21 protein-coding genes and 1 pseudogene are annotated in these 23360 nt (G+C 52.4%); 10 read left to right on the forward strand and 12 right to left on the reverse strand.

Annotated features, from left to right (window positions below):
- Positions 1-42 precede the first annotated feature (42 nt).
- The 6 genes from xdhA (at position 43) to UC14_RS16790 (ending at position 8704) form a co-directional block, all read left to right on the forward strand.
- Complete coding sequence (gene xdhA / locus UC14_RS16765) at positions 43-1446, forward strand: xanthine dehydrogenase small subunit (RefSeq protein ID WP_112198072.1); 1404 nt, start codon at positions 43-45, stop codon at positions 1444-1446.
- Positions 1439-3838: a xanthine dehydrogenase molybdopterin binding subunit gene (gene xdhB, locus UC14_RS16770; protein ID WP_112198073.1), complete on the forward strand. Its 2400-nt coding sequence runs from the start codon at positions 1439-1441 to the stop codon at positions 3836-3838. Before xdhA ends, xdhB begins: the two co-directional genes overlap by 8 nt.
- A gap of 11 nt (positions 3839-3849) precedes the next feature.
- Complete coding sequence (xdhC, locus tag UC14_RS16775; protein WP_112198074.1) at positions 3850-4620, forward strand: xanthine dehydrogenase accessory protein XdhC; 771 nt, start codon at positions 3850-3852, stop codon at positions 4618-4620.
- Positions 4621-4863: 243 nt separating this feature from the next.
- Positions 4864-5931, forward strand: a complete 1068-nt coding sequence (locus UC14_RS16780; protein ID WP_013575525.1) for an ABC transporter ATP-binding protein — start codon at positions 4864-4866, stop codon at positions 5929-5931.
- A 24-nt stretch (positions 5932-5955) separates the two neighbouring features.
- Positions 5956-6954, forward strand: coding sequence for an ABC transporter substrate-binding protein (locus UC14_RS16785; protein WP_112198075.1), 999 nt, complete (start codon positions 5956-5958; stop codon positions 6952-6954).
- A gap of 19 nt (positions 6955-6973) precedes the next feature.
- Complete coding sequence (locus tag UC14_RS16790; protein WP_112198076.1) at positions 6974-8704, forward strand: iron ABC transporter permease; 1731 nt, start codon at positions 6974-6976, stop codon at positions 8702-8704.
- 38 nt (positions 8705-8742) lie between these two features.
- Here the strand turns inward: UC14_RS16790 and UC14_RS16795 are convergent, their stop codons facing one another.
- The gene (locus tag UC14_RS16795; protein ID WP_013575522.1) at positions 8743-9351 is read right to left on the reverse strand and encodes a hypothetical protein; all 609 of its coding nucleotides are present in this window, start codon (positions 9349-9351) and stop codon (positions 8743-8745) included.
- Positions 9352-9616: 265 nt separating this feature from the next.
- Between UC14_RS16795 and UC14_RS16800 the strand changes: the two are divergent.
- Positions 9617-10313 (forward strand): annotated as a pseudogene (locus tag UC14_RS16800) (GntR family transcriptional regulator).
- Between the two features lie 50 nt (positions 10314-10363).
- Here UC14_RS16800 and fetB read toward each other — a convergent pair.
- The 4 genes from fetB to manA all read right to left on the reverse strand — a co-directional run bounded on the left by fetB (position 10364) and on the right by manA (position 14802).
- Complete coding sequence (gene fetB / locus UC14_RS16805; RefSeq protein WP_013575520.1) at positions 10364-11137, reverse strand: iron export ABC transporter permease subunit FetB; 774 nt, start codon at positions 11135-11137, stop codon at positions 10364-10366.
- Positions 11124-11795: an iron ABC transporter ATP-binding protein FetA gene (gene fetA, locus UC14_RS16810; RefSeq protein WP_013575519.1), complete on the reverse strand. Its 672-nt coding sequence runs from the start codon at positions 11793-11795 to the stop codon at positions 11124-11126. Before fetA ends, fetB begins: the two co-directional genes overlap by 14 nt.
- A gap of 149 nt (positions 11796-11944) precedes the next feature.
- Complete coding sequence (locus tag UC14_RS16815) at positions 11945-13486, reverse strand: YdgA family protein (RefSeq protein ID WP_112198077.1); 1542 nt, start codon at positions 13484-13486, stop codon at positions 11945-11947.
- Between the two features lie 134 nt (positions 13487-13620).
- A complete protein-coding gene (gene manA, locus UC14_RS16820; protein ID WP_112198078.1) occupies positions 13621-14802 on the reverse strand; it encodes a mannose-6-phosphate isomerase in 1182 nt (393 codons plus the stop codon).
- Positions 14803-15048: 246 nt separating this feature from the next.
- Here manA and fumC point away from each other — a divergent pair, with 246 nt between their 5' ends.
- Positions 15049-16446, forward strand: coding sequence for a class II fumarate hydratase (fumC, locus tag UC14_RS16825; RefSeq protein WP_112198079.1), 1398 nt, complete (start codon positions 15049-15051; stop codon positions 16444-16446).
- A gap of 64 nt (positions 16447-16510) precedes the next feature.
- Here the strand turns inward: fumC and tus are convergent, their stop codons facing one another.
- Both tus and UC14_RS16835 read right to left on the reverse strand, forming a co-directional pair.
- The gene (tus, locus tag UC14_RS16830; RefSeq protein WP_013575515.1) at positions 16511-17446 is read right to left on the reverse strand and encodes a DNA replication terminus site-binding protein; all 936 of its coding nucleotides are present in this window, start codon (positions 17444-17446) and stop codon (positions 16511-16513) included.
- Between the two features lie 163 nt (positions 17447-17609).
- Positions 17610-18158 (reverse strand): hypothetical protein, encoded by a 549-nt coding sequence (locus UC14_RS16835; RefSeq protein WP_112198080.1) that lies wholly within the window; start codon positions 18156-18158, stop codon positions 17610-17612.
- A gap of 299 nt (positions 18159-18457) precedes the next feature.
- Between UC14_RS16835 and UC14_RS16840 the strand changes: the two genes are divergently transcribed.
- Positions 18458-19024: a DNA-3-methyladenine glycosylase I gene (locus tag UC14_RS16840; RefSeq protein WP_013575513.1), complete on the forward strand. Its 567-nt coding sequence runs from the start codon at positions 18458-18460 to the stop codon at positions 19022-19024.
- 16 nt (positions 19025-19040) lie between these two features.
- Here the strand turns inward: UC14_RS16840 and UC14_RS16845 are convergent, their stop codons facing one another.
- Positions 19041-20003, reverse strand: a complete 963-nt coding sequence (locus tag UC14_RS16845) for a GlxA family transcriptional regulator (protein WP_112198081.1) — start codon at positions 20001-20003, stop codon at positions 19041-19043.
- Positions 20004-20119: 116 nt separating this feature from the next.
- Between UC14_RS16845 and UC14_RS16850 the strand changes: the two genes are divergently transcribed.
- On the forward strand, positions 20120-20761 hold the full coding sequence (locus tag UC14_RS16850; RefSeq protein WP_013575511.1) for an HD domain-containing protein: 642 nt from the start codon (positions 20120-20122) through the stop codon (positions 20759-20761).
- Positions 20762-20810: 49 nt separating this feature from the next.
- Here UC14_RS16850 and yqfB read toward each other — a convergent pair whose 3' ends face one another.
- The 4 genes from yqfB to UC14_RS16870 all read right to left on the reverse strand — a co-directional run bounded on the left by yqfB (position 20811) and on the right by UC14_RS16870 (position 23149).
- Entirely contained in the window at positions 20811-21116 is a 306-nt protein-coding gene (gene yqfB / locus UC14_RS16855) for a N(4)-acetylcytidine aminohydrolase (protein ID WP_013575510.1), read from the reverse strand.
- 69 nt (positions 21117-21185) lie between these two features.
- Entirely contained in the window at positions 21186-21923 is a 738-nt protein-coding gene (locus UC14_RS16860; protein WP_013575509.1) for a metallophosphoesterase, read from the reverse strand.
- A 134-nt stretch (positions 21924-22057) separates the two neighbouring features.
- Positions 22058-22420, reverse strand: coding sequence for a cupin domain-containing protein (locus tag UC14_RS16865; protein ID WP_112198082.1), 363 nt, complete (start codon positions 22418-22420; stop codon positions 22058-22060).
- A gap of 123 nt (positions 22421-22543) precedes the next feature.
- On the reverse strand, positions 22544-23149 hold the full coding sequence (locus UC14_RS16870) for a transglycosylase SLT domain-containing protein (RefSeq protein WP_013575507.1): 606 nt from the start codon (positions 23147-23149) through the stop codon (positions 22544-22546).
- Positions 23150-23360 lie beyond the last annotated feature (211 nt).

A 23360-nucleotide genomic window follows, 5' to 3' on the forward strand; every position in this document is an offset into this window, starting at 1 on the left:
GCAGGGGAGGGAGCAAACCAGTGATTTTTGAAGGATATGATCATGATCCAATTTCTGATGAACGGCAGGATCCACACGGAAAATCTGCCCGCTGACACGACGGTATTACAATATCTGCGCCGCGATGCAGGGCGCTGTGGTACCAAAGAAGGCTGTGCCTCCGGTGACTGCGGCGCCTGTACGGTGGTGCTGGCAGAAAAGCAGGGTGAGCAACTGCAATACCGCACGGTCAACGCCTGCCTGACCTTTATGCCTGCGGTGCATGGCAAACAGCTTATTACGGTTGAAGATCTGAAACACCGCGGCGAGCTCCATCATGTACAGCAGGCGATGGTGGATAATCACGCTTCGCAATGCGGTTTCTGCACGCCGGGTTTTGTGATGTCACTGTTTGCGATGGAAAAAAATAAACCTGTTTTTACGGTTGAAGGCGTGCAGGAAACCCTTTCCGGCAATCTTTGCCGCTGCACGGGTTACCGGCCAATCATGGATGCAGCGAAAGCCATTTGTGAAGCCCCGCAGGCCGATCAGTTTGATGCTGATGCCCGGCAAACGCTGGAAAAACTCGCCGCGATATCCGCGACTGAACAGCCGGTGACTATTGATGAACTGGCCGGACGTTATCTTGCCTGTCCGGATTCCCGTCTGGTGGCAGGCGGTACCGATCTGGCGTTGGAAGTCACACAACGTTATCAGCGCCTGCCGAAGCTGATTTCGCTGAGTCATATTCCCCAACTCAAGGCAATTACGCTGACCGGTCAGGCTATTCATATTGGCGCCGCCGCGCCGCTCAGCGCCTGTATGCCGTTTTTACATGAAGAGTTCCCGGCGTTTGGCGAACTGCTCGAACGGTTTGCATCACAACAAATTCGCAACCAGGGGACCTTCGGCGGCAATATCGCCAACGCTTCGCCAATCGGTGACGGCGGGCCGGTGTTGCTGGCGCTCGGCGCTTCGCTGCTGCTGCGGCGTGGCGCTGAACAACGGGAGTTACCGCTGGATCAGTTCTTCCTCGGTTATCGCAAAACTGCGTTGCAGCCGGGCGAATTTATTGAACAAATCCGCATTCCCCGCAATACCCCGGCGGCACGCCAGTTACGGGTTTATAAAGTGTCGAAACGGCTGGAGGACGATATTTCTGCGGTCTGCGCGGCGTTGCATATTGAAGTGCTAAATGGCGTGGTGGTGCATGCACGCGTGGCGTTTGGCGGCATGGCGGAAGTGGCGAAACGGGCCAGCGGCTGTGAGGCGCAATTACTTGGTCAGCCGTGGCAGACGGCAACTGTCGAGCGGGCCTGTCAGGCGCTGGAACTGGATTTCACGCCAATCAGTGATTTTCGTGCCAGCCGGGAATACCGCATGCAGGTGGCGAAAAATCTGCTGCGCCGCTGCCATATCGAAATGACTTCTCCTGAAACACTGATGCGGGTAACACATTATGTCTGAATCGAAACCATCACTTTCTCAGGCTGAGATGGAAGCGTTGTTCCGCACGGGGTTGCAGAGCGGCGTGGGCAAAAGCCAGAAACATGAAAGCGCGGAGAAACACGTCAGCGGTGAAGCGGTGTATATCGATGACCGGCTGGAATTCCCCCGTCAGTTGCATCTGGTGCCGCTGCTCAGCCCTCATGCGCATGCTGACATTTTGCATATTGATACCGAACCTTGTTACGCCGTACCGGGTGTGGTGCGGGTGATGACTGCACAGGATGTGCCCGGCAATCTGGACATTGCACCGCTGACCCATGGCGATCCGCTGATGGCGCAGGGCACCGTGCAGTATGTCGGCCAGATTGTGCTGGTGGTGGCGGCAACCTCAATGGAAGTCGCCCGGGCGGCGGTGGCGCTGGCGAAAGTGGAGTATCAGCCGCGTGACGCCGTGCTGACAGTAAAACAGGCGCTGGCGCTGGAACATTACGTCGAAGAACCGCATCAGCATAAACGCGGGGACGCGGAAATGGCGCTGGCCTGTGCGCCGCACCGTTTACAGGGCGAACTGGAAATTGGCGGCCAGGAGCATTTTTATCTCGAGACGCAGATTGCCTCAGTGATGCCCGGCGAAGACGGCGCGATGCTGGTGTACAGCTCGACACAGCATCCGACAGAAGTGCAGAAACTGGTGGCCTCGGTGCTGGATTTGCCGATGCACAAAGTCGTGGTTGATATGCGACGCATGGGCGGTGGTTTTGGCGGCAAAGAGACGCAGGCCGCTGGTGCAGCCTGCCTTGCCGCGCTGGCGGCGCATCTGACCGGACGTCCGGCAAAGATGCGGCTGTCGCGTCAGGATGACATGCTGATCACCGGCAAGCGCCATCCGTTTCATGTCAGCTATGACGTAGGGTTTACCGATGACGGCGTCATTCACGGCATCGACATTAAACTGGCGGCCAACTGCGGTTATTCGCTGGATCTCTCCGGTTCTATCGTCGATCGCGCCATGTTCCATTCCGATAACGCCTATTACCTCGGCGATGCGCTGATCACCGGTTATCGCTGTAAAACTCATCTGGCGTCGAACACCGCTTACCGCGGATTTGGCGGCCCGCAGGGCATTGTGGCGATTGAGCACATCGTTGATCATATCGCCCGCGAACTGGGTCTGGATCCGCTGACGGTACGCAAAAATAATTACTACGGTCAGGAAGTCCGCAACGTTACGCATTATCACCAGCCCGTCGGGCAAAACCTGTTGCAGGAGATGACGCAGCAACTGGAAGATAGTGCGGAATACACCGCAAGACGTGACGCTGTCACGAAATTTAACCGCAGCAACCCTTATCTGAAAAAGGGGCTGGCGCTGACGCCGGTAAAATTTGGTATCTCCTTCACCGCCAGTTTCCTCAATCAGGCAGGCGCGCTGGTGCTGGTCTATACCGACGGCAGTATTCAGCTCAATCACGGTGGCACAGAGATGGGACAGGGGCTGAATACCAAGGTCGCGCAGGTGGTGGCTGAGGTGTTTCAGGTGGATATCACCCGGATTCAGATCACCGCGACTGATACCGGTAAAGTGCCCAATACCTCGCCGACGGCAGCGTCATCCGGCGCTGACCTGAACGGTAAAGCGGCGCAAAACGCGGCAGAAATCATCAAAGGGCGCATGGTTGAGATGCTGATGCGTGTTCATGATGCACAGGAAACTGACATCACCTTCAGCAACGGTCAGGTGCGCGTTAAAAATCAGTATTTCAGTTTTGAACAGGTGGCGACCCAGTGCTGGCTGAATCAGGTGCCGCTGTCCAGCACCGGCTATTACAAAACACCGAAGATTTTCTATGACCGCAGTAAAGCCGCCGGGCATCCGTTTTATTATTTCTCCTACGGCGCGGCTTGCGCGGAAGTATTGGTCGATACGCTGACTGGTGAATACAGGCTGTTGCGGGCAGACATTCTGCATGACGTCGGCGACTCACTGAATCCGGCGATTGATATCGGTCAGGTGGAAGGCGGATTCGTGCAGGGCATGGGCTGGCTGACCACGGAGGAGCTGGTGTGGAATGACAAAGGGCGCTTAATGACCAGTGGTCCGGCGGCGTATAAAATTCCGGCAATTGGCGATATTCCGCAGGATTTGCGTGTGAAACTGGTGGAGAACCGTAAGAATCCGGAAGATACCGTTTTCCATTCCAAAGCCGTGGGTGAACCGCCGTTTATGCTCGGGATATCCGTCTGGTGTGCCATCAAAGATGCCGTCGCCAGCCTGGCCGGTTATCGTGTACATCCGCACCTTGATGCACCTGCCACACCGGAAAGAGTGCTTAACGCCATAAATCAGATGCATTTTCATGGTGACGTTGTCACTCATTCCGCTATGGTTAGCGCAAAAATTGCCGGCTGACGGGGGTTCTCATGCGTACTGATGACTGGGTAACGCGTTTACATGACCTGCAACGTCGCGGAGAACCGTGCGTGGTGGCGACGCTGGTGGATAATCAGGGCTCCACGCCGCGTGATGCAGGCAGCAAAATGGTGATCACCGCTGACCAGCAATTTTATACGCTGGGCGGCGGCAATCTTGAGTTTCAGGTTACAGCCATTGCCCGCGAGATGTTGCAGCAGGGTGCGAAAACCAGCCGCTTCGAACGCTTTTCATTAGGGGCGCGGCTCGGACAATGTTGCGGAGGCATGGCGTCGGTGTTGCTTGAACCGCTGGGGCAACCGCAACCGCACGTTGTGGTTTACGGCGCAGGTCATGTCGGGCGGGCACTGGTGAACATTCTCAGCACCTTACCCTGTCGCATTACCTGGGTAGATGCCCGTGCCAGTGAGTTTCCGGCACAGGTGGACCCGCAAGTCACCTGCCTTGTGGATGAGGAACCCGAAAGCACGGTGGCGCAGATGCCCGCTGACAGTTATTTCATGGTGCTGACGCACGATCACCAGCTGGATTTCGCTCTGAGTGAGCGCATCCTGAAGCGCGGCGATTTCCGCTACTTTGGCCTGATTGGCTCGGATACCAAGCGTAAACGCTTTGATTACCGTTTATCGGGCAAAGGGATTTCGTCTGAGCAACTGGCGAGAATGCGTTGCCCGGTGGGGCTGCCCGATGTGCGCGGCAAACTCCCGGCAGAAATTGCCGTGGCGATTGCCGGAGAATTTATCGCCGCGTATGGAAAATGATTGTTTCTTATAGATAATCTTTTTTCTATTCAGAACTCTTTAGATATTGCATTGATTTATAATGTGTTTTAATTAAAAGGAAGTGATTCATTTTAATCAGGAAGCTATATCGCATTTATGTCTTCTCCTGCCATGTCGTGTCGAACCAAACCTTCGCCACCGGTTCATAAAACAGTCACAAAACCGCAGTAATTTGTTTCCTCATTGAACGGGCCAGTGCCGCTTTGAGGAAACATCCGACGCATGTCTGCCATACAGATTTCCCACCTGAGTAAATCCTTTACCACTCAGCCGGTGCTTAATGACGTCTCGCTGCATATTCATCACGGTGAATTTGTTGCCGTGCTCGGTCCCTCAGGCTGTGGCAAAACCACGTTGCTGCGGACCATCGCGGGATTCGAGCCGGTAAACAGCGGCACAATCATCGTCGGTGAACGACTGTTTTCATCCACCGACGTCCATGTTCCTGCGGAAAAGCGCGATCTGGGCATTGTGTTTCAGAACTACGCGCTGTGGCCGCATATGTCGGTGGAAGAAAACGTAGCGTACAGCCTGAAAGTGGCGGGGATGGATCGCCATGAACGACGCACGCGAACGCAGGATGCGCTGGCGCTGGTGGGGCTGAGCGATTACGCCATACGCCGTCCTTCCGATTTGTCCGGCGGTCAGCGACAACGTGTGGCACTGGCACGTTGCCTGGTCACACGCCCCGGCGTGGTGCTGCTGGATGAGCCGCTGGCAAATCTTGATGTGCATTTACGTGCGGCGATGGAAGAAGAGTTCCGGCGTTTTCATCAGCACACCGGCGCAACGCTTTTGTATATCACCCACGATCAGCAGGAAGCGATGGCGATGGCTGACCGTGTCGTGGTGATGAACGAGGGCCAGGTGATGCAGTTTGCTACGCCGCAAACGCTGTACCGTGAACCAGCCAACGCCATGGTCGCGACCTTTATCGACGAGGGTCGCGTTATCCCGGCAAAAAATATTCAACCCGCCGAAAACGGCACGGCCTGGGCCGATGTTTTCGGTATGCGTATCCGGTTACGGGCTCCGGCACATCAGACAACGGTGAGTGAGGCGCAGGTGTGTGTCCATGCTGCGGATTTACGTTTTGCTCAGCACGGCGAACCGGGCATCGCTGCGCGGATCACCCGGGTGATTTACCGCGGCGGCTATCACCAGATTGACGTCGCGCCGGTAAACACGCCTGCGCTGAAGCTTTCCCTTCATTCCTCTCTTTCGCCCGATAGTTACGTGAGTGACATTGTCACTTTCGTCATTGCCGACGGCTGGATCCTTCCCCAATAATTTTCTCATTCTAAGGACAGGGCTATGCATATTTTAAAAACCATCACGTTATCCTTGAGCGCATTGCTGATTTGCGCCACGCAGGGAGAGGCAAATGCTGCCGAAGCCGCCTCCGGAAAGCTGGTGGTTTATACCTCTCAGGCACCGGAAATTGCCCAGCAAACGATTGACGCCTTCAAGGCGGCTTATCCGGATGTGCAGGTGGAGTGGACGCGCAACGGCACGACGCAACTGATGAATGTTTTGCAAACTGAAATGTTGGCCGGGGACGTAAAAGCTGATGTGCTGCTGGTTGCGGATTCCATCAATCTGGGCGCGTTGAAAAAAGACGGCAAACTGATTGCCTATACCGATGCGCCGGTGGGAAATATCAGCCCGGATTTTTACGACAAAGATAAAACCTGGTTTGGCACCAAAATTATCGCCACGGTCATTGCCTACAACACTAAAAACGCCACACCGGTTGATAGCTGGATGGCGCTGACCGAACCGCAAAACAAAGGTCAGGTGGCCGTGCCAAGCCCGCTGTATTCCGGGGCGGCGTTGTATCACCTGCATACGGCCATTAATACGCCGGACATCGGCTGGGCGTTTTATCAGAAACTGGCGCAGAACGGCATTACCCCGGAAGGTGGCAACGGCCCGGCGCTGAAAGCGGTAGCGAGCGGCATGGCGAAGTATGGCGTGATTACCGATGCCGATATTATCCGCGCTAAAAAGCAGGGCTCGCCGATTGATCTGGTGTATCCGAAAGAGGGGGCTTCATTTGTGACTGAGCCGGTAGCCATTCTTTCCGGGGCACATAACGTGCCTGCGGCGAAGGCGTTTGTTGATTTCATGCTCTCACCGCAGGGCCAGCAATTGGTTGCGAAACAAGGTAACCGGCCAATTGAATCCGGCATTGCGGCACCAGAAGGCTTTGCACCGCTGGATTCGATTAAGCTGCTGACGCTGGATTCAGATAAAGCGGTGGCGGATGATAAAGAAGTTCGCGCGAAATTCACTGAAATCTTCGGTGGCTGACAGCCCAAAGGACAGCCAGATGAGCGTGATGAGTGAAATTCAGCGCTGCACCATCCCCTCGCGTCGGTTCTGGCCGGGCAGTGAGAAGGGCGTGCTTTGGGCCCTGACGTTGCTGATCGGGATATTGTCGATAGCGCCCCTGATGCGACTGGTTTGGGCGGCAATGGCGCCTGAAGGTGTGCCGGACATCTCGCGGCTCAGCCATTTACTGGGCACACGAAAAGTTCTGACCGCCACGCTGAATACACTGACGATTGCTGTCGTCTCAACTTTGCTGGCGATGGTGCTGGGTACAGTGGCGGCGCTGCTGATCGCGCTGACTAATTTGCGCGGTAAACAGGCCTGGGTATTTACTTTTATTCTGCCACTGATGATCCCGCCGCAGGTAACAGCGCTGGCGTGGGTTCAGGCACTTTCGCCATCCAGTCCGGTATTGCAGTGGCTGGGGTTAACGCTGCCCGCCGGTTCGACTTCGCCGCTGTATTCGCTGACCGGCATTATTGTTCTGCTGGGATTGCACAATGCGCCGCTGGTTTTCCTGATGGTGCGGGCCGGGTTGCGCAGGTTGCCAGCCGAACTGGTGGAGGCCGCGCGCAGCGGTGGGGCACAACCGTGGCGGGTATTGTTTACCGTGATTTTGCCGCTGGTGCGCCCGGCTATTTTTGCCGGTGCGGCACTGTCGTTTGTCACCGCAGCGGGTAATTTTGGTATTCAGGCAATGCTCGGCATTCCCGGTCGTATCCCGACGCTGATCACGCTGGTGTATCAGCAACTCAACAGCGTGGGGGCGTCGGCGCTGACGGATATGGCGGTGCTTTCGCTGCTGATTGCCGCTATTACGCTTGCCGGACTGATGTTCAGCCGCTGGCTGGGCGGGCGGCAGGATGTGCGTGTCACGGGGACGCCGCGGGCGCTGCATCAGTCTCTGGAGCGATGGCGTTTACCGGCAGAAATTGCGGCCTGGCTGTGGATGTCGCTGACGCTGTTATTGCCGCTTTCCGCGCTGATGACCACGTCCCTGACCACGGGTTTTGGTCAGGCACTGACCTTGCAGAGTCTGACGCTGAGCAATTATGCCAATGCGCTGTTCGGGTATCCGGCAATCCGCCATGCCTTTATGACCAGCCTCGGGCTTACCGTGATGACTGCGCTGATCCTGACACTTTCCTCGTTGTTTCTGGCGTATTTCCTGAGCTGGCAGCGAACGCGGCTGGTGCGTATTTTACAACTGTCGACCGAACTGGCTTACGCGTTGCCGGGGATAGTGACCGGAATTGCGGCGATCCTGTTTTTCCTCAAACCGTTGCCACTGGTGCATATCAGCCTTTACGGCACGGTATGGATTATCCTGGCGGCTTATCTTTCCAGTTTTATGGCACTGGTGCTTCGTCCGACGCTGGCCGGTTTTGCGCAAATCGAGCGTTCGCTGGATGAGGCCGCACAAATATTTGGTGCCGGTTTCCTGCAACGGATGCGCGATATAGTGATGCCGCTGGCGGCGCCGTCGGCCATGGCGGGCACGATTCTGGTGTTCCTGACCGCACTGAATGAGATTCAGGTGTCGATTCTGCTGGTCACATCCGGTACGCAAACGCTCGGACCGATGATTGTGTTTCTTGATGAAGGCGGTTCTTCCACGCTGGCCGCAGCCGTGGGGTGCCTGATGATTGGTGTGGTGCTGGTCTTTATGCTGCTGGCGTCGCTGTTTGCGCGTCGATTGCCGGAAGGCGTATTGCCGTGGCGCGTCTGACATTCTGCCTGCTGCAGAAATCCGCAGCAGGCAGAATTTTACAGGGTTTTCAGTGGTTCACTGCGCTGCCAGAAAGCAACTGCAGAACCCAGACACAACAGATAACCCATCAGTTCGGTGCCTTCTTCGACAATATTTTTCACTGTCCGTACGTATTCGCCTTGCATCACCACTTTCCAGATCATATTCATCCCAAAGACCCGTGAGAACACCAGGATCAGTACCAGACCGCAAACCATATAGTGACAGGCCGGATGAACCAGAAAAGCTGACAATCCGCGCAGGCTGGTTTTCGGCGTGATGCAGGCCCAGGCGATACAATAGACCGCGAACAGGCTGGCGAAATACACCCATGAGCCGTAGTGGATCAGGTCAAACAGGGCATCGAGTTCGCGGATAAGCATGCAGAAGAAGAACCCGCCAATCAGGATCATACCTCCCCGCAATGCCGGATGTTTTTTGGCCTGTAAGAAAAACAACGCGCTGATGGCCAGCAGTGAAAGTTCCTGAAGGAACTCAGTGGCGGAAATTTCCTGGATACCGTCTTTAAATACGGCCACATCCAGCCAGATGACCAGCGCGGTACAAATGGCTCCCAGGGCTAATAAGATAAAATTGAGTAAGTGTTTAAAAAATGTGTGTTTCATTATTGTCCTGATTTCAATACGTTGGCGTGCATACTTCACGTGTTCTGAACATTTTTCTGCGTAGCGTGAGGTGCTGCAAGGATACGGAAGGTGATAACAGGGATATTGTGAATGCGTGCGGGAATGATAATTATTATGAATGTTATGTGCTATTTATTGGGATTTCTCGCATGATTTGAAACCCCACGTCATTTACTAATGACGAACGCGAGCAGATGGTGATAGGTTGCACGGAAACTGCCAGAGAGAGGCCACTTAGCAATCCATGAGTAATCAAACTACAACCGCCAAGCAGCTGGAAGTTCAGCGCATTGTCGATGTTCTGTCTAAAGCCATCGCGCAGCAACGCCTGCGTCCGGGCACCCGGCTGGTGGAATCACAGCTTGTTGACGCGCTGGGTGCTAACCGTAACCACGTTCAGGTGGCGTTACAGCGTCTGGCAATGCAGAGAATTGTGACCATCGAACCTAACCGTGGCGCAATGGTGGCGCAGCCCACCGCCAAAGAAGCGCGTGAAGTGTTTATCGCCCGTCGTGCTATCGAACGGGCGATCGTTGAATGCATCGGGCCGGACGTGATCCGGCGTCACCGTCACCGCATTAGTACCCATCTGCGCGGAGAGCGTGAAGCTGTGCAATCCGAGGACCGGCGCGCCATTGTGCGTGAGCTGAGTGAATTTCATCTCATTCTCGGGGAAATTTCGGGCAATGATGTACTGAGTGAAATTCTGTCGAATCTGATGGTGCGCAGTTCCCTGATTGTGTCGTTGTACCAGCGTAACGAAGTGCCGTCGTGCCAGTGTGATGAACATCAGGCGATTATCGATGCACTTGAAGCGGGGGGATAATACGCAGGCCGCTGAAATTATGCAGGAACATCTGGACGATCTGGAAGGGGTGTTGGATCTTGATGACGAGGCCGCCGGAGAGGTGAATCTGCGTCAGGCGTTGTCTGATTTATAAAGCCTGAAAAATCCTGCCCGCCGGTTTTCGACCCGCGGGCAGAATACGTATTACGATGATTTCAAATCGCGCAGCTGCGCACGGTCATTGTAGAAACGTTTGTAAGCGAGATAACCGGCAATAATCGTCGATAAGCTCGCGGTCGCCAGCAGCATAAAGGTCACCATAATCTGATATTTGATGGCTTTCACCGGATCGATACCCGCAAAAATCAGCCCGGACATCATGCCCGGCAGGCTGACAATCCCGACGGTTTTCGCTGCATCTACGGTCGGGATCATGGCGGCACGAATGCTGTCACGGATAATCCGGTCGGAAGCCATTTTTACCGGCGCGCCGAGGCTCAGCATCTCGAGGATCTTTTGCTGATTATCGAGAAAACGCTGGTTAAGGTTGCTGTAACACAGGCCTACTGCCACCATCGCATTCCCGGCAATCATCCCCGAAATCGGAATCACCTGCATGGGCAGAAATTCGATCGAACCGCTGAGGATCAGAATCATTAATGTCAGCGAGGTACCCACCGTAATGGCGATAAAAGAAATGATAAATCCGTTATCGATATTACGGCTGCGCTTTTTGGCATTCAGCGCCGCATTCACGCAGATAAACAGCACCATCAGCACGGTTAACAGGCTGTTATTGATATCAAAAATGTATTTGAGAACGTAGCCGACAATCACCAGTTGTACGATAGCGCGGGCAACGCTCCAGATGATGTCTTTTTCCAGTCCGAGCTTTTCTTTCTTGCTGACGAGCAGGGCGACGACGACCAGGATCAGCGCGAGAGCCAGAGACTGGTTGGTAATATTATGCTGATTCATGCGACGCGCTTCCTGATGAATGACGGGTCAGGGTAATGACGTTTTTGGCGTGGCGGATTTCGTTCAGGTCATGGCTCACCCATAACACCGCGATCTGCTCTTTCTCAACCAGCCCGGCAATGATGTCGTTGATGTTGATTTTATTCTCTTCATCCAGCGCGCTGGTGATTTCATCAAGTAATAAAATATCCGGCATAAATTGCAGATTGCGCAGCAATGCTATGCGCTGTTTTTCCCCGCCGGAAAGCTCCTGCGTACGTTTGGTCAGCATGTCTTCGGATAAATTTACCTGTTTCAGCCAGTCGCGAAGCTGCCCGTCATCAGGTTTTTTATTGCGGATCTGATAAGGCAGGGCGAGGTTATCGTAAACCGTTTCGCCAAATAACGACGGTGTCTGGAAGCAATACGATACGCGCTGGCGGTACGCTTCAGGTTTGATCTGCGTAATATTTTCGCCTTTGAAATAAAGATTTCCACCGGTCGGATTTTGCAATGACGCAATAATCTTCAGCAACGTACTCTTTCCGCTCCCTGAAGGGCCGGTCAGTAAGGTAAATTCCCCCGGATTCAGGGTGAGGGAAACAGGCTCCAGCAGCGGGATATGGTTGAGTGTAAAAGAAACGTCTTGCAGACGAAGGAGGTCAGTGGGAGTGGTCACGCCTGAGAATCCTTTGGTAGCGGAGGTTTTACGCCTTCCCCACTCATGAGGGGAAGGTTGGGATGGGGTGTGGGTTAACGCTGGCAGAAAGTTCGGTTGTAAAACCGTCTTCCAACCTCCCCCCTGGCTGGGGGGAGATGTAAAGAAGATTACTGAGCCGGGACGGGGGCAGGTGCCGGAGCCACTGGCGTTTCCTGATCAGGGGTTGCTGCCGGCGCTGCCGGCCCACCCAGAATACCGAAAAGACCGGCGAATTCCTGCAATGTCATTTTCTGGCCATTCAGGTCAACCTGATTGTCAGCGTAATGGAAGCTGCTGGTAATAGTATCGTCTTTCACCGTGGTCAGTTTAAACATCTGACCCATCGCTGCCAGACCCTGAACCTGCTGCTGTGCCAGTTTAGCGGCGTCGTCTGCGCTGTAACCTTCCAGCTGAGCCACCTGCGTGGTGACCTGAGTGGCCATCGGCAGAGGAATAGTCAGTTTGGCATCAACCTTATTTACCAACTGAGACAGCATTTGATCCTGAGTCTGTGCCGGCGTTGCGGCCGGATCTTTGAGATCCAGTTGCAGGGTGAAGTTACTTTCGCCTTTGCTATTTTTCCAGCTCAGCGGTGCAATGCTGATGCTCGGATTGCCTTTGAGCAGCAGTGGCAGGTTAGCCAGCAGTAAATCGGTAGCCTGTTGCTGATAAACAGCCGGATCAATCTGACCCTGTTGCAGCAGAAGTGCGCGGGATTGCTGGTTATAGTTGTCTGCGAACTGTTTCATCGCCGCGCCATCGAGTTTATCCAGCTTCAGTGTCAGTTTGGCTGAACCGAAATCTGCACCCTGAATTTTCAGTGCGTCGAGGGTGTAATCCTGCTGACCGGCGATGTTATTGCCATTTTCAGAGAATTTGCTCACCAGTTTGAAGTTATCCAGCGAAGCGGCAACTTTGCCGTCAACGTTCACCAGGATTTGCTTCACAGTCAGGTTTTGATCACCCACGCCGACCTGAAACTTACCTTGTTTGGTGTCGCTGTCCATGCTGAAACCGGCCAGGGTCACTTTTTCAAGCTGACCCCACTGATTTTTAGAGGTCAGAGCGATGCTGTCGGTGCTGGCGTCCAGCTTCATGGCCGTCAGATCTTTGTCGACATCGACATTGATTTTACCGCCAGAGAAGGCCAGCTGGCTTTCATCTTTCTGATACGTCACAGGAATGATGTCAGCCGCCGAGGAACTTGCGCCGCTGTAGGAAACGCGGGTGTCAATCGTGACCAGAGATTTGCCTTTGGTGACATCAAACAGACCTTTCACCGTTGGCGTGTTTTGCAGCTCTGAATGAACAGAAGCCATGCTTGGGATCAGATTGAATTTTTTCAGCTGAGCGGCAGGGAAAGGGCCGTGATCGATAGTTTCGATAAAGGCAATTTCGTCACCCGTTTTCAGTACGCTGGTGCCCGCCGTTGCGGCAGCAGGCTCCGGTTGCAGAACAATGCGCATTTTGCTGCTGAACAGCCCGCGCTGATAATCCTGATAGCTGACTTTCAGCCCGGCTTTCGGATAAGCACTTTGCAACTGGCTGTTAGCCGCCGCAACCTGTTCATCCATATGTTGTTCGATCAGCTTGCCCGTATACCACGAGACGCCTGTCCAGGCCGCGCCAAGGACTACAATGACGCTTACAGCGACTAACGACTTCTTCATATCTCTGTTTATCCTTATGAAATGTCCCGAAAATAAAAAACGCCTTCCGGCGTTATTAGTCTACAGAGTGTAGCTGAATCAGCAAAAAAATCACCAAAATGGGGCGTTTAGCCCCATTTTGTTTAATTAACTGTTCATTTCGCGAGTGTATTGAACACGCGTGCTATGCGGCCGTTGCCGCTGGCAGTCACCGGTGACTCAGTGGCTGACAGGAAACACGACTCACCCGGATTGAGAACCAGGGTTTGATTGTTCTTCACCAGAACGCTCTGACCCTCAATACAGAAGACAATCGCCGCGCTGTCCTGCTCCAGCGTTTGCGGTTCAGCAGAGAGGCTGTGAATTGAAAAAGCAAAATCTTCGACCGGGATCGGGAAGTTGAGTTCCGCACCTTTGACAACCGGCGTGGTCAGCAATTCAGAAGCGGGTCTGGCGTTGAATTTCAAATTCGCCAGCAGCTCAGGAATATCAATGTATTTCGGCGTCAGACCTGCGCGCAGCACGTTATCGGAGTTCGCCATCACTTCCAGCGAGACGCCTTTCAGGTAGGCATGCGGCGTTTCGGCATACAGGAACATGCCTTCGCCCGGTTGCAGGGTGATTACGTTGAGCAGCAGCGGGGAGAACAGGCCGCTGTCATCAGGATAAAATTCAGAAATACTGCGGATGGTGTCCCACGGCTCACCCTGTTGTTCATCCAGAACGGATTTCAGCACGTCCAGCGCCCGGGATTTATCTTCACCTTCCAGACTCAGCAGGCCCGCAAACAGCGTGCGCAGGTGATCAACATCCGGAGACGTCAGGAAGCTGGCAATTAACGGATGCGCACCGGCCACGGGTTGCAGCAATGAAACAATTTCGCGCAATTCGCGGAAACCGTTCATGGCCTGGAAAGGGGTCAGGGCATAAACCAGTTCAGGTTTGTGGTTCGGATCTTTGTAGTTACGCTCGGCGGCATCCAGTGGAATACCGGCAGCATTTTCTTTGGCATAACCGATTTCAGCCGCACTTTTGCTCGGGTGCACCTGAATCGACAACGGCTGATCGGCGCACAGCACTTTAAACAAGAAAGGTAATTCGCCAAAGCGCTTAGCCACTTTTTCGCCCAGTTGCGCAGACAGTCCGGCACTTATTTGGTCGCGCAGAGAGAGGTTCTCCCCACGGGAGTTCTCAATCTGAGAGCTACATTTCGGATGAGCCCCCATCCACAGTTCAGCCATCGGACGGCCTTCTGCATCTTTAATTCCATAGAGTTTGGTCAGCGCGTCTTTGCTGCCCCAGGCGTAATTTTGTACACCGTTATGCATCTTTTGCATTGCTTCATCCTGAATAGAAAATATTGCCGACTAGTAAACAATGACGAAGGGGGCTTTACAACTGCGAAGGCCCAAAAAGTGCGGCTGGCATGCATTTTCAGATTGGGGATCGAATCCAATTATACGCCCGGCTTATATGTCACTATAATCAACAGGCCGCCAACGGATGCGTGGGAGCGCGTGCGGCAAACAGTAACCTGCAAAAAAACTGATTTATCATCGTAATAAGCATCTAAGGAGACAGTAATGGCATCTACACGCGTTGAGAAAGACTCAATGGGGCCAATTGATGTTCCGGCAGATAAGCTTTGGGGCGCACAGACGCAACGTTCCCTCGAGCATTTTCGTATTTCCTCTGAAAAAATGCCAACGGCGCTGATTCACGCGCTGGCACTGACAAAGCGTGCGGCAGCCAGCGTCAATATGGACCTCGGGTTACTGCCTGCTGAGCGGGCAAACGCCATTATTGCCGCTGCCGATGAAGTGCTTGCCGACAAGCATTCTGCCGAATTTCCGCTGTCCATCTGGCAGACCGGTTCCGGCACCCAGACCAACATGAATATGAATGAAGTGCTGGCTAACCGGGCAAGTGAAATTCTCGGTGGCGTGCGCGGCGAAGAACGTAAAGTTCACCCGAACGATGATGTGAACAAGAGCCAAAGCTCCAACGATGTTTTCCCGACGGCCATGCACGTTGCGGCAGTGATTGAACTGCGCGAAACCCTGATCCCGCAGTTGAAAGTGTTGCACAAAACGCTGTCCGATAAAGCCACGGCATATCGTGACATTGTGAAAATAGGGCGTACGCATTTGCAGGATGCCACACCGCTGACACTGGGGCAGGAAATTTCCGGCTGGGTAGCCATGTTGGGACACAGCCTGACGCACATTGAAAACAGCATCCCGCATATTGCCGAACTGGCGCTGGGCGGAACTGCAGTCGGTACAGGGTTGAATACGCACCCGGAATACGCCGTGCGTGTGGCGAAAGCACTGGCAGAACTGACCGGACAACCGTTTGTGACATCCCCGAATAAATTTGAAGCGCTGGCGACCTGTGACGCACTGGTTCATGGCCACGGCACGCTGAAAGGGCTGGCCGCTTCACTGATGAAAATCGCCAACGACGTGCGCTGGTTATCTTCCGGCCCGCGTTGCGGCATTGGTGAAATCTCGATTCCGGAAAACGAACCGGGTAGCTCGATCATGCCGGGCAAAGTCAATCCGACGCAGTGCGAAGCGATGACTATGTTGTGCGCACAGGTGCTGGGAAATGACGTTGCAGTCAACATCGGCGGTGCATCCGGTAACTTTGAGCTGAACGTGTTCCGTCCGCTGGTCATCCATAACTTCCTGCAATCCGTTCGTTTGCTGGCTGATGGTATAAGCGGCTTTAACGAGCATTGTGCGGTCGGTATTGAACCTAACCGTGACCGTATTACCCAGTTGTTGAATGAATCGCTGATGCTGGTGACTGCGCTGAATACCCATATTGGCTATGACAAGGCGGCGGAAATCGCCAAGAAAGCGCATAAAGAAGGCCTGACCCTGAAAGCGTCGGCGCTGAAACTCGGTTATCTGAGCGAAGAACAGTTCGACGAGTGGGTGCGGCCTGAAGCCATGGTCGGTAGCATGAAAGCGTAAACGGCCTGCTATTTACATGTGAAATGAGGTCCGGGCAACCGGACCTTTTCACGTTCTGAGCGGCTTACAGCGGATGGTCCGTATAAAGATGCAGACGTTTGATCAGAAGGCTCAGTGGCTGCGACTGCGGTTTATATTTATGCTTCACGGATGACACATCGTAATCATGCAGTTCCCCTAACTTAGGAAGTTGCATCATGGGCGAACGCAAACATAACGCAATCAGCGGCAGCGGGCAGGGGTGTTGCACCTGTTTCTGGTTGTTGCGATACCACACGCGGGCTATGGGCTGAACTTTCACCGGGCGTTTGAATTTGAGCGCCGCGTGTTCCGGCAAACGCTTCACGTCTATCATCTCGCGGTTAATATTTTCCATCCATTGCTCACGGGTATAAGGCGAGACAGCGCGTCCGGCATGCAGACTCTTTTCCAGTTGTGCCAGAACTTCATCGCGGGTCACGTTCTTAATAATATGTTTGTTAGCCCAACCAAAGCGCACGGAGTCCGGGTCATTGAGATACGTCACCGAACGGTAAGCGTTCAGCGTTATCAGGCCGCGAAGGTGGGTATGTACAAACTCAAAACGCTGTTCACGGGCGAGACCGGACTCGACGGTCACGATATGTTCCAGTTCAGCTTTCAGCTTATTCACTTCTTCAATCAACAGCAGGGCAGACTGATGCTCCGCTGCGTCCACGGCATAACACAACACACCGGGTAAACGGACGGCGGATTTACTGCTGACATTCTCGTTATTATGATGAATAAACAACCGCTGAAAATGCTGTAATGCCAGTTGCTGTGCGGTTTCGCCGGTGTGAGGCGTGACAGTGATTTTGTCCGCCGGATTATGCTCTTCGCCTTTCACTACTTCAGGCAAGGTAAATACCCGCGCCTGCAATAATTCCAGTTGCCCCAGGAAATTCCCCAAATCTTGCAATGCCATTTCCAGTTCGTTAAAACAGCCGTTCATCCGGGCAATTAAATCATAATCCGCCATAAACCCTCCGGTTAGTTACAACATACAGTTTAGGGCAAAATGGGAAAATGTACATACCTGAATAATAGGGAAATCATAAACTTCCCCTATAAACAATTTAACCAGACAGAAACTCAATGCTTAGGATATTTCAATGAGCAACCGTCCGGAAAGTTTTAGATAATCACACTAAGGTGGTGGCAATATGTTTTATTCGCTGGGTTGAAATTGGCGCTTCAATTTGAATTTCATCAACGCTGTTAAAGTCGCGAATGAGAGCACTGTGCGCCAGGGCACGAGCCTCACTAACTGGCATGCTCGCCACTAATTCAGCCGGTAAGGAAGCTAACATCGCCTCGATTAATGCATTTTGATCACGTTTGTAGTTTTCAACAAATGAAAAGCTACGCTTTCCTAATATATTGATCTCATAGAGGTATTGGAAATTTTGTTTCCCCATGAAAGTTCTCGTTTTGAGGAAAGCCTTTGCCCCTTTTTTCGTCCTGGAGGCAAAGACAGTGTTATCTCCAAATACCCGAAACTCTGTGTCATCCCGGCTGATTGTTCCAAAAAACCCCTGAGCTTCTATTATTTCCGGCCCGCGCGAATCGTATCTATAAGCACAAGAATTACCTTTGGAAATAAAGGATTGCGGAAAGGTTTGGTTCTTCTCAACTTCTTTACCGTGAGGGGGGGTTGCGGGGCTAAATATACGACCTAAACGACTAAACATGGTTCCATCCTGTTTATAAAGAAGCGTAATATAATTCCTATGCCCAAAAAGGATGATGACGTAAATCAATCTCTGCCACCGAAAAGACCGGGGGATAGAATTTCATTTATGCAAAATCATGACTCATAAATTAGTTACAACATTCGGTGATACCCATAACCAATAAATGTGCACACATAAACATCTGTGAAATCATTAAATTCAGTGTAATACTCGCTCAGCAGGGTGAAGAAGAAGTTTACCCCTTCCATGCACGGGTCAGGTTAGAATAAAGAACTTTCTGCTTTCAGGAGTTCGCGATGACAGATCTGATCCGTTGCCCGTGGGGCACGAGTGACCCGATGATGATTGACTATCATGATGATGAATGGGGCAAGCCGGTACGTGACAGCCGTGCACTGTGGGAAAAGCTGATGCTTGATGGCTTTCAGGCCGGATTATCCTGGCGGATCGTGCTGAAAAAAAGGGATGCCTTGCGCCTGGCCTTCTGCGATTTTATACCCGAGAAAGTCGCAGAATTTACCGAAGAAGACATCGAAAGGCTGGTGAATAACGCCGATATTATCCGCTCCCGCAGCAAAATCACGGCGGTTGTCAGCAACGCCCGGGCCTATCTGTCCATGCAGCAAGCGGGTGAAGATTTTGGTGAGTGGATTTGGGCGCAAATTGGCGGGAAGGCGATTCAGCATACCGGGCCGGTTCCGACTAAAGATGCGCTGTCTGATCAGATTTCAAAAGATCTCAAAAAGCGTGGATTCAAGTTTGTCGGCCCGACAATAGTCTATGCCTGGCTGGAAGCTACCGGCCTGATTAATACCCATCATCCGGATTGTTTCCGGCGTGCTCAGGTAGCAAAAGAAGCCTGATTTCTCGAAGGTTTTTTCAACGGGAATACTGCTTTTGATATTGTGACGGTGTCACGGATAATTGCCTGACGAACGCACGTCGCAAGATATCAACGCTGGAAAATCCGCACTGTGCCGCAACCTGCTTCACCGCCATTCCCCCCGTTTCCAGCAGTTGCCGCGCGTGAAATATCCGTTGCTGTTCCAGCCATTCTGCCGGTGATTGCCGCAGCGCCTGATTAAACAAACGCGTCAGATGGCGGACACTGATCCCCATATGAACAGCCAGGCTTTGCACATTATGCGGTTGGTCGAGCGAATTCATCACCCACCGCTGTACGTCCTGTAATGCCGACCGGCCACTCAGCGACGCCTGACCATGGCGGCTGAACTGCAACTGCCCGCCGGGACGTTTGAAGAACATCACCAGTTGCGAAGCGACATCCAGCGCGGTTTCCCGTCCAAGATCTTCTTCCACCATATTCAGGGCTAAATCCAGCCCGGAGGTGACACCTGCTGCCGTTCTCAGCTCACCCTCGGCAATAAAAATAGCGTCAGCTTCGACATTCACCCGCGGATACTCTTCGCTTAGCTTTGCGGCGACGGACCAGTGTGTGGTCACGCGCCGGTCGTCAAGCAACCCGGCGGCGGCAAGTAATAACGCACCGCTGCACACGGAACCAAAACGCTTCGCATGGTGGCTCCAGGTACGGATCCCGTCTTTTAATTTTTCATCCCGCAGGAATGTTTCCAGCACGGGCGCACCTGCGACGAGAAAAGTATCGACGGCAGCGGGAAGTGGGGTTGCAAGAGTGAGATCTGCAAACAGACGCGCGCCGGAAGAGGTGCGTACAACGGGATCGTCGCCAATCGCCATCACGCTCAGGGTATAAACGTCGCGGCCGCGTTGCCGGTTGGCTTCAGCGAAAACATCCAGCGGACCGGAGACATCGAGAAGTTGCACGCCCGGCACGGCGAGAATAATGATGTGTTTTGGCATTTGAATATTTCCTGTCGCAAATGAACAATTATGTCTCATAACGTCATATTACGATGATTGATGACATTTATCTTGCCGCTTATGCTGACTCTATTCAACCCAACAGGACAAATACTATGACTCTGAACATTAAGGGTATCCGCATTCCCGACAGCAAAATGGCCCGTGAAGCAACAGAACGGGTCCGTGATATGGAATCCGATTTACTGTTTCATCATTCCAGCCGTGTATATTACTGGGCCGCGCTGGCCGGGCAACAACGTCAGCTAAAGGTTGATCATGAGCTGCTTTATATTGGCTGTATGTTCCACGATGTGGGGCTGACACACGAAAATTGCAGTTGCGATAAACGCTTTGAAGTTGACGGCGCCAATGCCGCACGCGAGTTTATGCAACAGCACGGCATCAGCACGCAGGACATCGATAAGGTCTGGACCGCCATTGCGCTGCATACCACGCCGGGCATCCCTGAATTTATGGATCCGGTGATCGCACTGGTGACTTCAGGTGTGGAAATGGACGTACTCGGCATCAATTATCAGGGCTACGATGACAGCGTACGTAATGCGGTTGTCGAAGCGCATCCGCGGACACCGGCGTTCAAGGAAGATATTATTCAGGCATTTTATGACGGAATTAAACACAAGCCGCAGACCACATTCGGCAATGTCAAAGCCGACGTCATTGCTGATAAAGAACCCGATTTTATCAAAGGAAATTTCTGTTCAGTGATCCGCAATTCCCGCTGGAATGGCTGATGAGAAGAAAAGGGCGCGTGGAGAAGGGATCCCGGCGCGCCACACGCAATTAAAGAAGACGAAATTCAATCATAAACAGTGATTTCAGCCCCGGATAAATCTCGCTGATGACCTGTTTAAGTTCTTCCAGTGTCATGTTTTCCTGCACCGCGTGCTGATCGTTGAGATCGTCGAACTGTACACCAGTGACAGCGATAATTTCAATGTTGCAGAAAAACACGTCATCTTCATAACGGCTGACGCGAACCTGATCGCCTGCTGTAAAATCCGCGTCGCTGGCTTCACGCAGGGTGATCGTTTTACGGCCAGCAAGAATGTCAGCCTCAAAACGACTGTAAAAAGTGATATTTTTCATGAGGTTTCCTGCGTTAAATAGAGAGAACGTCCGGTTGATGGTATAGCGTGCGCATATATCAGGCAGATATTAAAGAAGGACAGGGTGGCTAACCATCTCACCGTCATTGTATCTGTGAATCATAAATGACAAGAAGTTGTTCACGGGAGGAACAATTGCCGTGCCAAACCACAAAGGATTTTCCGGGCAGATGGAGCCGCAAATATAAGCCGGTATTCCGGCCAGTTGACCGGCCATTGACCGGTGAACATGACCTGCTGAGATAGCGATAGGTTTTCGCGGATGCTCACTTAAAAACTCAGCCAGTTTTACCACATCGCGACACATTATCTGATCTAAAGGCGGAATGCCGCTGCGGATAACCGGATGATGCATGAAAAGAATGGAATTCGCGGAACCGTCGCTGATCAGATTATCGGCCAGCCACGGCAGATGTTCGCCAATGGCTCCTGCGGGATTTCCCTGGATGGTGGTATCAAGGCCGATAAGGCGGAGTTCACCGATGTCCGCGACAAAATGCAGCGCGTCATTTTCGCCGGAATTGCACCAGTAATGGCAATGCAAAATTGATTTCATTGCTGCACGGTCGTCTGAATTACCGGGCAATATGAATGACGGGTAAGATCTTTTATTCAGCTGAGCGGCGATAGCGGCATAACCATCACGCCAGTTGTCGTCAATCAAATCACCGGTCAGCACAAGGGCGTCAGGCGTAATGAGATCAATCCACGTCAGTGCGCGTTCAAAGCGTGCGAGGTTATCATTATTTTCTGCGGCATGAATGTCAGACACCTGAGCGATAATCACCAAAACCTCCGGGAGGATTTCCCGTTATCAGAATAAGAACAATGTAGAGGATATAGAACGGATAATCAAAGTGCGCATAATGTATATTATGTTAAATAGGATATCAACTTACGCACCAGACGCCATCATTTTCCTCATTCTGCCTCACCTGCTTCGTTCAACGTTTTTTCACCGTAATGAATGGCCAGCCAGATGGTCGTTCCATTCTGTTCAGTCCATTCGACGCGGTGTCTGCACAGCGACGGGATATTCACGAAGTCGCCTGCTTTCAGAATGCGCACCTCGGTTTCGGTATCAAACCTCAAACCAGCCGAACCTTGCAAGATCAGTATCCATTCGTCATGCGTCTGGCAATACCAGAATCCCGTCGGGCTGGCTTGTCCTGTGGAAATAATCCGCTCAATACGAATACCGGGTCGTGTCAGCAACTCTTCAAAGGTCTCGCCTTCACCATTGCGTGCAGCTTCAGGAATATCTGTGAATATGTTATCTGGCATTCACCACCTCCGTCCGGACTTTCAGGGTTTCAAATTGATCGCGCTACGTGAATTCTGAGAATTGAACAGCATAGTTGTACTGCAGATTTCACGTAGCACGTCCATTTTTCAGTGCTCTAAACACTATAAACCGGCATAGGCTTTTTCGACTTTGGCCATATATCTGGGTGCCTGCGGCGCCGGATGATACTGACGAACATGCCAGTTAAAGGCTTCCGGCGTCAGTTGATTAATCATCTGGATTGCCGTCTGCCGGTTACTGGAAAACGTTCTAAGTAACGCTCCCGCACCGTTGGCATACGCGACTTCTGTGGCATAACGGCGCGTCAGCGGATCGTTAATCCAGTTAAGTTGCTGACGTTGCAATGCACTGATGTATGCCGTTCCCAGATCAATGTTGGTTTCCGGATCCAGCAAATCATCGTCGTCCGGGCAACCGCGTTTACCTTTATAACGATATGCATCGCAACCGCTGGTCGATGCTTTCAGCTGCATCAGACCAATAGCATTAGATGGACTGACTGCTTTGGGATTAAATCCGGATTCGACCTGAATGATTGCCTTCACCAGTTTACGGTCAACTTTGTATTCATCGGCAGCATCTTCAATCTCATCATCAAAGGCATGCGTGTCGTATTTCTTATAATGAGGTTTGCCCGAGCAGCCAGCCAAAATCATCAGCATAACCAACATGCTGAATTGTGAAGTTTTTTTGAATAATGAAATCATAATCTTCCAGGATCTAAATGAACGTTTCTCCGGCTGATAAGATACCGTTATCGTCACTCAGGGTCATGTATTTATGAGGGATTTTCTGACATTCAACGGTATCAAAAGTGCGAAATCCGGTCCCTGCGCCCTGCTTTCACGTTAATTTACTGGCTGAGTGATTCAATAACAGCATTCGCAGATTTGACTTATTTAATACACATTGTATTTT

Source organism: Rahnella sp. NRRL B-41462 (genome assembly GCF_003263525.1).
In the GTDB taxonomy this organism is placed as follows: Bacteria; Pseudomonadota; Gammaproteobacteria; order Enterobacterales; family Enterobacteriaceae; genus Rahnella; species Rahnella aceris.